Genomic DNA, 11,862 nt, shown 5'->3' with positions numbered 1-11,862 from the left:
AAGTTTTTAGACGAACTGACGTTGCCAGCAATTTAAGAAATAAAGAAAATGGAAACTGAATATTTTACAAAAAGACAGGATTGGAGAGAATGGCTCGAAAACAATTTTGAGACTAAGGATGATATTTGGTTAGAATATCCACTAAAAAAGACAGGTAAAGAACGAATCTTATACAATGATGCGGTTGAAGAAGCTCTATGCTTTGGGTGGATTGACAGTACGGTTAAATCACTAAACGAAGAGACTACTATTCAAAGATTTTGCAAAAGAAGAAAAAACTCAACTTTCTCACAACCAAACATTGAACGCCTGAAGTGGCTCTTTGAAAATAACTTGATTCACAACTCAATTAAGAAGGAAGTTTTAGGAATAATTCAGCAAGATTTCATTTTTCCGAAGGACATAATAAAGCAGTTAAAATCGGATAAGACTGTTTGGGAAAACTATCAAAATTTTTCGGAACCATATAAACGAATCAGAATTGCATACATTGATAGTGCACGGAAAAGACCCGATGAATTTGACAAGCGTTTGAAAAACTTCATTGAAAAGACGAAAGAGAATAAACTCATTAAAGGATTTGGAGGAATTGAAAAATATTATTGAGAATATTAAGAACTGCTGCCAATAATGTGTATACATAATAGGCGATATAATAATAAATCCAAGAGCTTTAGCTTGCTTCAACTTACTTGTAATTTGAATGGTGAGTGCTATGCAGTTGGCTACTATTTTTATACTCAACGTTGTATTCCATTTGATTCCACGAGTAAGCCAATAAGAACATGATTGAATCAAAAGGAAAAATAAAGATTAAAGAATTTACAGACCACATTAACAATTTGGTTGCTTCCGCACACACGCAAATAGTAGATGGATTTCAAGAAAATCAAAAAGAATTATTAACGAAATATCTGGATGATACCTATGAATTGATAAAAAATGATGAATGGGGTATTGGACTTGAAAACCTGTTGACAAATCTTTACGAAATAGATTTTAATATTGACCAAAGAGCGATTGAACTTGCTTTTGATGCACTTCAATCATGTGGATACGATCTTAATAAGTGGAAGTTTATCGAAGAATTAAAAAACGAATGAAAGACATCTATTAAAAAAAAAAGCTGTGGAAAGCAAGAACGAACAAGAATTTATAAAATGCCTTGATTATGGATATACAAAGAAAATTGATTCTGGCCAATTCGATTTGATTGAGAAAGCTCTTAAAGTGACATGCGTATCGTCCACCCTTAGGATACGCTGATTGCTGATAGCCACGCGGTGTGCGTACTGCCCCGGATAGTGGATCACCTTATTGGCCGTTGCCAGTGGTTTTTCGCCATACATAACCCAATTGCAGGTGCTTGCCAGCCTCATTTGGCAGTCAAAGCCAAATGCTTTTTGTTTACAATTGCGCCCGGTACGATCCATAAATTTGCCTTTAAACACTTGATCTTTCTTGTATTTACCTTGTCGGATTTGAATGGTCATCCGCTCAAAATCAACGTCGCCCGGCTTCAGGTTAATAACTTCCTAACCACGCAGTCCGGCCGAATAAGTAAACGATAAAACAACGTGCTGTTTCAAAAGCAATGGAGCTGCAATCAACTCATTTAGTTCAGGTCTATTCAATATAACAGGTAGTTTCGTGCCACCTTTCAGGGAAGGTCAAGCGATGGCTCGCGTGTTCATGTCCAGGAGGTGGAAGTAATAACGCAAGCCATATACCATATGCTTAAAGCTACTTCGTAAAGGCGACTTAGGATCACGTGCCAGTGCAACGAGGTATTCGTGAATTTCGTCTTCGCTTTCAGCCTTTGACAAACGCCTGAAATGTAGGACAAACAATGCTATACGACGTGAATAATTGTGTAAAGTACCCGGACTTTGGCCACGCAGCGTTACCTGTTCAGCCAGTTTGTCCAACATGTACTTCAATGCAGGTACCAGAATGATAGCTTGCTCAATAATGGTCATTGATGCTTTTTTGCATGACGGTAATTATTAAAATGAATAATTACAGCAAGTTCATGCCAATTACACCAAATTATGTTATTTTTGATTTAAGTCTATCATCGATGGCGGATTTAGTTCAACAATATGCATAGTGCATTACCACCCTGCAGGATGCCACGCACCATGCACGGGCCGTTGCAAGGCAGGGGAGCTATCGAATGAAATGTAATTTACAATGGGAAAACAAGATATTATGAAACATGAAACGTTAAAAATCAATGAAAAGGAAGTAGAATGGAATAGTTGGTCGAAGGGTGATGAAATAAAACATAACAGGAAAAGACTAATTGATGATGAATGCGTTAACAAACTGTATTGCGATATATATGAAATTCCCCCGGGGAAAGCTAATTGGCCCCTCCATTATCATACTTGTAACGAGGAAGTATTCTATATTATTGAGGGACAGGGAGAAGTGGTAACTAAAAGTGGAGTATTAAAAGTTAAGTCGGGCGATATTGTAAGATTTCCTGCTGGAGAAAAGGGAGTGCATCAATTAAAGAATACATCAGATAGTGAAACATTAAAATATTTGGACTTTGGAACAACAAACCTTCCTGATGTAGTATTTATGCCCGCAGATAATCAGATTGAATTATTTTCAGGTCAATCCGGGCAAGATAAAATGTGTTCATATAAAGATTTGTAAATGTGTGCTGTGTGGGAATTCAAATAGAAAACCCAACAGCTAACACTGTGCATAATGCATAGCGGGGCTAGGTGGTTTCCGCAAGGTTGGATTCCCACCTCACCGTTCAGTTCTTGCAGACATGAACGATCTCCGAGAATCCGCTATGTACGATGCACTAACCGTTGTTGGTAATGCAAATCAAAACCTATAAATAATATTTTAAAAATGAAAAGAAGCACTTTGGTACTAGTAATTCTGCTAACTTCTCTATTTGATATTACGAGTCAAGAAGTCTTATCTGAAATGAGAATTTTCAGAAACGAGATATTTGCTCGACATGGTAGGACTTTCTCCTCATCGGATTTAAAGGAATATTTTGAGAATCAAAAATGGTACAAGCCTTCACAGAATTTCAAGATTAGTACACTAAGTCAAAAAGAAATCCTTGCTGCAAACACAATTAAGAATATAGAAAATAATTATTCTAAGCTTTCCAGTAATGAAAAACAAACAGCTCTTGGAATATATGCCTTTATTAAAAGCAACCTATACAGTAAACTAGATACCACTTTTTATACAATAGCCGACTTTGATAATTCCCCAGGCTTAGACACTGTAACAACTAGAATACTTGAAAAGGAATATGGTGTAATCAACATTGTTTATAATTTCCAAAGAAACGGCATTGTAGTTTGGAGTGCAAAGAGTTCAAATCCATATTTTTGGTTAGGAGATAATCAATTATTTCAAGAATGGGACAATCACTATTTCTTTGGCTACCTCGCTCTAAAGTTTTGTAGAGCCACGAGAGTTGATATGTGGAATCCAATAGAAGAAGAAGTACTTAATCAAATAGTAAATCTAGGGCATACTGAAATACAAGATGGAAAACATAACATAAGTAAGAGTGAATATGAACGTTTCATAGTCAATTACGACGGGGATTTGATTGAGCATAGTCAGTTTGAAGCTGGAAGTAAACTTCAGATTTGGTTTGAGCCAATTAAGAAGTTCATTAGCTTTTATACACCATAAAAAACACATATCTACAACAAGCCACGATAAAGGATAGCAGGCAGAGCAGTGCAGTTTGGTTGGGCAAACTCTCGCAGATTGTCTAATCGTCCTTCGGACGGACGATCAACAAAACTCTACTCTGCTTGATGTAGTAAAATGTTGCAAATCAAGTATTTTAACGAACTTTGAGCCAATTAGTTTAAACATATTATAAACCGAATAAATGATGATTAATCGCATCACTAAGGATTTTGAAAATCTCTCTGACGATAAAATAATGGGATACTCAAAAATCTTAAGAATTAATTGGCTTTTGGTATTGAGTTAAGCTATAACTTAAAACTATTTCACCGAAACGTTTAAGTTTTGATCGTGTGGTGAAAATTCCCCTACCTTTTTATAGCAATAGATATTATTACAGTAATTCCCATCAAAAATGGGTAGAACAGGTAGCTCATGATGTCGAAAGGTGATAACAAGCCTGCAGATAGACCAACTGCTGCCAGTATCTGGGCGCCGTAAGGTAATACTCCCTGGACAAAACATGAGGCCGTGTCCATTAAACTTGCTGAACGTTTCGCTTCAATTTTAAATTTGTCGGCAATATTCTTAACAATGGGACCCGACATCAGAATAGCAATTGTATTATTGGCAGTAAATACATTTATAATACCAGTCAACGCAGCAATACTTAATTCCGCACCCTTTTTTCCCTTGGTGCGTTTTCCAATATGATGGATAATAAAATCAATGCCACCATTGATACGAACTACTTCAACAATACCACCAACCAACATGGATACTATTACTATCTCGGACATACTTTGAATGCCATTACTAACCGATGCGAAAAAGCTCCAAAAATCAAATTGACCAAGCGATAAGCCAATTCCCCCAGCCAATAAAATACCCAGGTTTAAAACCAGAAAAACATTCATGCCAAGAATAGCTGTAATAAGCACGACCAGGTAGGGCAATAGTTTCAGATAATCAACAAGCTGAACATCTGCCATATGATTTCCTTCTCCCGATGGCATAAACAAATAGATGATAATTGAAATCAGTGCTGCAGGAAGCACTAATCGGATATTAGCCTTAAACTTATCTCTTAACTGGCAATTCTGTGTTCTTGTAGCAGCAATGGTTGTATCAGAAATCATGGATAGATTATCACCAAACATGGCTCCTCCAATTGCAGCCCCAACCGCTATGGCTGCATTCATGTCAATTGCTTCGGCCAGGCCAATTGCAACCGGGGTTAGTGCAACAACCGTTCCCACTGATGTACCCACCGATAAGGCGATAAAACAACCTATAATAAAAAGTCCGGCAACTAGTATTTCCTCAGGTAAGTACTGAAGACCAATATTTACAGTGGCGTCAACAGCACCCATTTCACGTGCAACGTTGGCAAATGCACCGGCTAGTATAAAAATAAGGCACATGAGCATAATACCCGAGTGACCCATACCTTTGGTAAAGGTTTCCATCTTATTAAGTAGTTTTTTACCAGGTGCCATCAATAGGGCAACACCAGCAGCAACAAGAAACGGGATAGTGATAGGCATTTTATAAAAGTCACCACTTAGCCATCCGGGTATTAGGTATATCACAATAAAAACACCTACTGGCAATAGTGCTTTGATCTTATGTCGGTCCATGCTTATGATTTTTGTTTTGCGGTGCAATAATAAATACAAAAATGCATTTGACACGAATAGAATAAGATAAAACTAATTATAGACTGAGTGTGTTAAACAATGGTAAAAACGTATTGATATATATTATGAACCATCAACTCAACCCGGATAGCTGGGTGGATGCCTATGCAGATTACCTGTATCGTTATGCATATACGCGGGTAAGTAGTGCCGAGATCGCTGAAGATCTGGTACAGGAAACATTTTTGGCAGGCATAAAAGGTTTGGCTTCTTTCGAAGGAAAAAGTAATGAACGAACCTGGTTAACGGCCATCCTGAAACGAAAAATCATAGATTTCTACAGAAAGAAATCAACATCAATGGAAATGACCCTGGAGAATAATGACGACCGCTTCGGTAAATATGGCATGATGAACGATCATTGGATGGAAAGCAGGGCTCCAAAAGAATGGCAAATTAATGCTGATGAAGAACTTGAAAATTCAGAGTTTAAGTCGATTCTTCAGGCATGTATTCAGCATTTGCCTGAAAAGTGGGCATCGTGTTTTATTTTAAGAACGATGGAAGAGATGAAGGGCGAAGAAGTGTGTAAGGAATTAAATATTACCGCGTCTAACATGTGGGTACTGCTCCACAGGGCCCGGCTTCAACTCAGAGATTGTTTAGAAAAAAATTGGTTTAAATAGAAAGGTTGGCAATGGATACAAAAGGAAAAATGATGATTACGTGTAAAGAAGCAACTTTTCTTATTTCTAAAAAGCAACAGGATAAACTGAATACTATAGAAAAGATGCAACTGAAGATGCATTTGCTGATGTGCAAATACTGCCGGCGATTTTCTATTCAGGTGAATTTTATGACAAGAGCAATACAACGCTTGAAAGATAAAGTAGAGGAGAGGGGAGTAAAGATTCATCTTAGTGAAGAACAAAAACAGCAAATTAAAAGGAAAATTTCAGAGGTCAATAAATAATACCCATTTCTTGTAAGGATAAAAATACTGGAACGTCTAAGTTGACAAATAATAAAAGAATTAACTATCTTATATTATTAAATTTTATCATTATGAGAACAAAAAAAGAAAAGCAAAGTCGATTGTTAAAGACGGTTGTTATTGGAGGTATGATAGCAGGCGCATCAAGTCTATCTGCCAATGCAGACAATTTATTTAACTACGGAGATCTTGGTTCAGGATCTGAGTTAAGAGGCCACCTTCTTGAGCAATACGGTTCACCAATAAATACAGCCAACTTGCCAACAGACTATATCGTAGGTGAGGCCAAGTGTGGCGAAGGTAAATGTGGTGAAGGAAAGTGCGGAGAAGGTAAAGAAAAGAAAGCTGAAAAAGGAAAAGAAGCTAAAAAAGGAGAATCGAAGACCGGAGAGGCCAAGTGTGGAGAAGGCAAATGTGGTGAGGGAAAAACAACCAAAAAAGAAGGTAAAAAATCTGAGTCAAAGACAGGAGAAGGCAAATGTGGTGAGGGAAAGTGTGGAAGTTAACACTTATCTGGTTGAGTTAGTACCATTTATTCTGGCGTGCTGACTCAACTTTTTTATGCAAAGAATGTAACTATGGCAACAGAAATAGGAATAGGATTCAGGCGGAATTTTGCGGATGAGTTTATTGTTAACAAGAACTTTCATCCCGATTTTATTGAGTTAGCACCTGAAAACTGGATCGAAATGGGAGGCTACTGGAGGAAAAAACTGGATGCTGTTGCGGAGAAGTATCCGATTACCTGCCATGGTTTATCACTCTCTATAGGTAGTCCTGATGATCTGGATATGGATTTCCTTAAAAAACTGAAAGCTTTCCTGAAGCAATACGATGTGCAAATCTATTCAGAGCATTTATCTTTTGCCAAGGCCGATAATGCCCATTTATATGATCTGTTACCAATTCCGTTTCGTAAGGATGCTGTTAAGCACGTTGCAGAGCGTATTCGTATGGTGCAGGATTATCTTGAACGCCCTCTGGTGATTGAAAATGTATCCTATTACACCTCCGTTGCAGCTCAGATGTCAGAGTTAGAATTTATATCTCAGGTTATAAGTGAATCAGGGTGTCAGCTTCTTCTTGATGTGAATAATGTGTATGTAAATGCATTTAATCATCAATACGAACCCAGGGAATTTATAGCTGCTTTACCACTTGATCGTGTAGCTTATATACACATGGCAGGGCACGAAAAGGTTAGTGATGATCTGATTATTGATACTCATGGTGAGGCAATAATTGATCCCGTTTATGATTTGTTTGATTACACAGTTCAGTTGATGCAACCTGTTCCGGTACTTCTGGAGCGCGACTTCAATATTCCTGAAACCAAAGAATTAATTAATGAAATGAACGCACTTAAAGCAATCGTTTCAAAACATTGGGAGGCTAAACATGTTACTTCAAGCTGATACCAAACAAATACAGGATAAATTGGCACATTATTGCCTGACAGATATTGATCCGCCCGCTGATTTGAGCAGACCAGAAGTAGTGAAGCATTATCGTCGATTAATTTCCAATGTGTTTAGAACGACACTGGAGTTGGCCTATCCAATAACTGAAGAATGGTTAAATTCAGAAGAGTGGGATTATTTATTGAGTGAATTTATGGCGAAGCATAAATCTCAAACACCTTCTGTTTGGAAAATGCCTCAGGAATTTGCCGAATTTATTACAGATAGTGATTATGCAACGGAACTGAATAAGCCGACGCTTAATGACCTGATTTGGTTAGAATGGTATGAAATTGAAGTTCATACAATGAGTGATATTGATGAACCAGTTGACAAGAATTCTGATTTTTCTATCGATAAAACTCTATCAGTGAATCCTTATCACAGGTTTCTTCAATTGGAATATCCCGTTCATAAAATGAATGCTTCCGAAGCAAAAAATAAAAAAGGAAACTATTACGTGTTAATTTACCGATTGATCGAATCGGGTCAAGTGCGTTTTGTAGAGTTATCTCCATTACATGTTGCATTATTGCAAAAAATAAGTGAAAAACCAGCTTCATTAAATCAAATAGCTCCGATAGTTGGTTCCATGTTTGGTTTAGACATGACGAAAGAAATTAGAGAGCATATGGAATATTTTTGTTTTGATTGCGTTAGGAAAAATATAGCATTTATTTCTAAGTGATTAAAAGCGATAACCAAACCATACTGTATCAACATTGTTAACTAATTTTTTTGTTATGGATCGGATCGTCAAATTGATTAATAAATTGGCTAATCGGACTGGTGATTGGGCTTTATTAGCCATGCGTTTGACTCTGGCATTTGGTTTTTTTGAACCTGCGATTAAGAAGTTTGAAAACATTAAAGGGACTGCAGAGTGGTTCGCTTCAATGAATTATCCACTACCAACTGTCAATGTGATTCTTGCAGCAAGTACAGAGTTTGCAGGCTTCTTTCTTTTAATGTTAGGCTTATTAACGCGTTACATTACAATTCCACTCATGTTCATTATGCTGGTGGCCATTTTTACGGTACACATAGGCAATGGATTTTCAGCCGGGGATAATGGTTTTGAAATACCATTTTATTATTTCATTATGCTTTTTGTGTTATTTGCAAAAGGGCCCGGACGATTTAGTATTGATGTGGCAGTTGTTGATAAAAGTAAAGAGTAGAAGATATTCGATAGAAATACAAAAGGGTAATCGTGAACGATTACCCTTTATTTTTGAGCCAATGACGAGATTTGAACTCGTGACCTCTTCCTTACCAAGGAAGCGCTCTACCCCTGAGCTACATCGGCAAAATTAAAATTGAATCGACCGCAGAAGCGAATCCAATTTTAATTTACTATTAAACCCTGAGCGAAAAACGGGACTCGAACCCGCGACCCCGACCTTGGCAAGGTCGTGCTCTACCAACTGAGCTATTTTCGCATTGCCTGCTCGTATAACAGGTCACTGTTTTTTGTAACAGCGGTGCAAAAGTAAATATTTTTCTACAGTTCACAAATCTCTTTAGATTTTTTTTGGTTGTAACCAGCGGCTATAGATTACTAAGGTCTAATAACTATTTGAAAAACAATTATTGATAAATGACTATTTCTTTTATTAAGAATAAAGTATGCATTCGATCGAACCAAGATGACATCAGAGTGTAAAATGAATGCCATATTTCAATCGATTGTTTTGTTCAAATACGAATAGACTAAGAGATAGGAGTTCTATCTAGAGGCCTCATATTCGTGCTAAAAGAACGCTGCGGGAACATTTATTCACCCTTTCAGAACACTTGCACGAAAGTCAATAATTATTGCCTTCGTAATTTTGGTGGGTCAAAAATAAAAACTCAAAATGCACGAACTAATTTGCTTCCTGGTTTTATTACCATTACTCGCATGTCAACCAAACCAGCAGGTTGATAATTATTCCATTATTCCCTTACCACAGTCCATAAATTATTCTGATACATACCTTGAGATAGGGCATTCATTGAAGTTTCAAAGTAACTATCCTGATGGACTAGAGTTAAAAGATCTCTTTACAAATATGGCAGAACCCTATCAACTTAAACTCGATGATTCGGGTCATGCGCCATTACTACTGCTCTTTAATCCTGAAATAGGAAAAGAGTGCTATCACCTGAAGATAGATAATAAAAAAATTAGCATTGAAAGTAGTTCAAAAGCAGGATGGCTATACGGTTTTCAGAGTTTTCTTCAAATGTTACCTTTAGAGAACAAAGGATCAACTGCATTACGTGGCGTTAATATAAAAGATGGACCTCGATTTGCATACAGAGGAATGCACCTGGATGTATCCCGTCATTTTTTTACATTGGATGAAGTAAAGCACTTTGTTGATCAAATGGTGTTGTACAAACTCAATAAACTACACCTGCATTTAACCGATGATCAGGGGTGGCGTCTACAAATTGATCAGTATCCTTTATTAACAGAAAAGGGCGCATGGCGTAAGCATAATTCTCAAGACAGTCTTTGTATCGAGCGATCGGCAGAAGATGAAACATTTTTGATTCCCGATAAGCATTATAAAGAGATTGATGGTGAAATGAAATACGGTGGATTTTACACCAAAGATGATATACGCGAGTTAATTAATTATTGTGCTATACGTAATATAGAAGTGATTCCTGAAATTGATATTCCTGGCCATTTTAAAGCTGCGATTGATAACTACCCATATTTATCATGCTCGGAAGAGGCAGGGTGGGGCTCTCATTTTTCTTATCCGGCTTGTTTGGGAAAAGAATCAACCTACGAGTTTATTGAAAACATCCTGAGTGAAGTTGCTGAGTTGTTTCCGTCAGAGTACATTCACATTGGGGGTGATGAGGTAAATAAAGATGAGTGGAAGAAATGTGATCGTTGCCAGAAAGCGATCAAAAAGAATCGCTTAAAAGATGAGCACGAATTACAATCACATTTTAATCATCATATTGAAGCCTTTTTAGCTGAAAAAGGAAAGAAGTTAATTGGTTGGGACGAGATTGTTGAAGGTGGTTTGTCTAAACATTCAACGGTAATGTGGTGGCGTAATTGGGCACCTAATACCATCCGTGATGCCGCTAAAAACGGAAATAATGTAATTGTCACACCAGATTTTGAGTATTATTTTGATTTCCCTTATTCGGCCACACCAACCAGCAAGGTTTATAATTTTGAACCAATACCTGAAGATTTCACGGCAGAAATGGGCAAACAGATAATTGGCGTTCAGGCTAATATATGGACCGAACGCATCCCGAATATGAACCGGGTTTATTATCAGACACTTCCTCGAATGCTTGCTTTGGCAGAAGGCGGATGGACAAAGAAAGATAAAAAGGATTTAGCAAGCTTTGAACAGCGTTTGCAACATCATTATAAGTATTTCGATCGGGAAGGATTGTTTTATCATTTACCTGAATTAAAAGGCTTTGAATCAAATACCGTGTTTATTGATGAGGCAACTTTTCAATTGGAAATACCTGATTCAGAAATATCAGTATACTATACAACGGATGGCTTAGTACCAACACCTTCTTCAACCTTATATTCGAACCCAATACCAGTCAAAGAATCAACCACGGTACGTTTCAGAGCATACAAGAATAAGGTATATAGCAAGATTTACGAAGCTGAATATGAAAAGCAGATCATGGCAGAGCCTGTTGATGTTAACGTGAATCCGGGTCTTTCAAGGAAATACTACAAAGGACGTTTCTGGAAATGTGCAGATGTAAATCTGGAGCTAAAACCGAACGCTATTTCAGAAGTCGCGGATTTCGGTTTGGCCGAGTATACTGGTCAGGAAAATTATGCTCTTGTTTTTGAAGGTTATTACAAAGCTCAGACTGATGGAATTTATACTTTTTATACGAATTCTGACGATGGCGATCAGTTGTTTGTTCACGATCGGTTGGTAGTTAATAATGATCCAAGCCATGGACCGAGAGTGCGAAAAGGTGCTATTGCTCTTAAAGCAGGCTTGCACCCGATCCGGTTAATTTATAGTCAGATTGGAGGAGGAGCCGTACAGGAGGTTTTTGTAGCCATGCCAGGCGAAGAAAAACG

General features: G+C 37.4%; 13 protein-coding genes, 2 tRNA genes and 1 pseudogene. 11 read left to right on the top strand and 5 right to left on the bottom strand.

Annotation, left to right across the window (positions count from 1 at the left end):
- Positions 1-48 precede the first annotated feature (48 nt).
- Together AC4MRQ_RS21925 and AC4MRQ_RS21920 are read left to right on the top strand one after the other, a co-directional pair.
- Positions 49-606, top strand: a complete 558-nt coding sequence (locus AC4MRQ_RS21925) for a YdeI/OmpD-associated family protein (protein WP_491199866.1) — start codon at positions 49-51, stop codon at positions 604-606.
- A 179-nt stretch (positions 607-785) separates the two neighbouring features.
- Positions 786-1,103 carry a hypothetical protein gene (locus AC4MRQ_RS21920; protein ID WP_491199865.1) on the top strand — a complete coding sequence of 106 codons (318 nt, stop codon included), beginning with the start codon at positions 786-788 and terminating at the stop codon, positions 1,101-1,103.
- Between the two features lie 117 nt (positions 1,104-1,220).
- On the opposite strand, the pseudogene AC4MRQ_RS21915 reads toward AC4MRQ_RS21920, so the two are convergent.
- Together AC4MRQ_RS21915 and AC4MRQ_RS21910 are read right to left on the bottom strand one after the other, a co-directional pair.
- A pseudogene (locus AC4MRQ_RS21915) lies at positions 1,221-1,433 on the bottom strand (transposase); the annotation flags it as partial.
- A 237-nt stretch (positions 1,434-1,670) separates the two neighbouring features.
- The gene (locus tag AC4MRQ_RS21910) at positions 1,671-1,979 is read right to left on the bottom strand and encodes a hypothetical protein (RefSeq protein WP_491199864.1); all 309 of its coding nucleotides are present in this window, start codon (positions 1,977-1,979) and stop codon (positions 1,671-1,673) included.
- Positions 1,980-2,211: 232 nt separating this feature from the next.
- Between AC4MRQ_RS21910 and AC4MRQ_RS21905 the strand changes: the two genes are divergently transcribed.
- Both AC4MRQ_RS21905 and AC4MRQ_RS21900 read left to right on the top strand, forming a co-directional pair.
- Positions 2,212-2,667, top strand: a complete 456-nt coding sequence (locus AC4MRQ_RS21905; protein WP_491199863.1) for a cupin domain-containing protein — start codon at positions 2,212-2,214, stop codon at positions 2,665-2,667.
- 207 nt (positions 2,668-2,874) lie between these two features.
- Positions 2,875-3,684: a YARHG domain-containing protein gene (locus tag AC4MRQ_RS21900; protein ID WP_491199862.1), complete on the top strand. Its 810-nt coding sequence runs from the start codon at positions 2,875-2,877 to the stop codon at positions 3,682-3,684.
- A gap of 371 nt (positions 3,685-4,055) precedes the next feature.
- Here the strand turns inward: AC4MRQ_RS21900 and AC4MRQ_RS21895 are convergent, their stop codons facing one another.
- Positions 4,056-5,327 carry a Na+/H+ antiporter NhaC family protein gene (locus tag AC4MRQ_RS21895; RefSeq protein WP_491199861.1) on the bottom strand — a complete coding sequence of 424 codons (1,272 nt, stop codon included), beginning with the start codon at positions 5,325-5,327 and terminating at the stop codon, positions 4,056-4,058.
- A 125-nt stretch (positions 5,328-5,452) separates the two neighbouring features.
- On the opposite strand from AC4MRQ_RS21895, the gene AC4MRQ_RS21890 reads away from it, so the two are divergent.
- The 6 genes from AC4MRQ_RS21890 (at position 5,453) to AC4MRQ_RS21865 (ending at position 8,962) form a co-directional block, all read left to right on the top strand.
- On the top strand, positions 5,453-6,013 hold the full coding sequence (locus AC4MRQ_RS21890) for a sigma-70 family RNA polymerase sigma factor (protein WP_491199860.1): 561 nt from the start codon (positions 5,453-5,455) through the stop codon (positions 6,011-6,013).
- Positions 6,014-6,024: 11 nt separating this feature from the next.
- Complete coding sequence (locus AC4MRQ_RS21885; protein WP_491199859.1) at positions 6,025-6,300, top strand: anti-sigma factor family protein; 276 nt, start codon at positions 6,025-6,027, stop codon at positions 6,298-6,300.
- Between the two features lie 92 nt (positions 6,301-6,392).
- On the top strand, positions 6,393-6,827 hold the full coding sequence (locus tag AC4MRQ_RS21880; protein WP_491199858.1) for a hypothetical protein: 435 nt from the start codon (positions 6,393-6,395) through the stop codon (positions 6,825-6,827).
- Positions 6,828-6,899: 72 nt separating this feature from the next.
- Positions 6,900-7,736, top strand: a complete 837-nt coding sequence (locus AC4MRQ_RS21875; protein ID WP_491199857.1) for an HvfB family MNIO-type RiPP peptide maturase — start codon at positions 6,900-6,902, stop codon at positions 7,734-7,736.
- Positions 7,720-8,469 (top strand): HvfC/BufC N-terminal domain-containing protein, encoded by a 750-nt coding sequence (locus AC4MRQ_RS21870; RefSeq protein ID WP_491199856.1) that lies wholly within the window; start codon positions 7,720-7,722, stop codon positions 8,467-8,469. Before AC4MRQ_RS21875 ends, AC4MRQ_RS21870 begins: the two co-directional genes overlap by 17 nt.
- Before the next feature lie 55 nt (positions 8,470-8,524).
- Positions 8,525-8,962 (top strand): HvfX family Cu-binding RiPP maturation protein, encoded by a 438-nt coding sequence (locus AC4MRQ_RS21865; protein WP_491199855.1) that lies wholly within the window; start codon positions 8,525-8,527, stop codon positions 8,960-8,962.
- A 56-nt stretch (positions 8,963-9,018) separates the two neighbouring features.
- Here AC4MRQ_RS21865 and AC4MRQ_RS21860 read toward each other — a convergent pair.
- Positions 9,019-9,090: transfer RNA gene (locus AC4MRQ_RS21860), tRNA-Thr, on the bottom strand.
- 60 nt (positions 9,091-9,150) lie between these two features.
- A tRNA-Gly gene (locus AC4MRQ_RS21855) sits at positions 9,151-9,223 on the bottom strand.
- 417 nt (positions 9,224-9,640) lie between these two features.
- Between AC4MRQ_RS21855 and AC4MRQ_RS21850 the strand changes: the two genes are divergently transcribed.
- Positions 9,641-11,862, top strand: a 2,222-nt coding sequence (locus AC4MRQ_RS21850) for a family 20 glycosylhydrolase (RefSeq protein ID WP_491199854.1), incomplete at its 3' end; no start/stop codon positions are given.

This window comes from Carboxylicivirga sp. (assembly GCF_982718395.1).
Note: the sequence above shows the minus strand (reverse complement) of the source record. Positions and strands in the feature narration are given on the sequence as shown.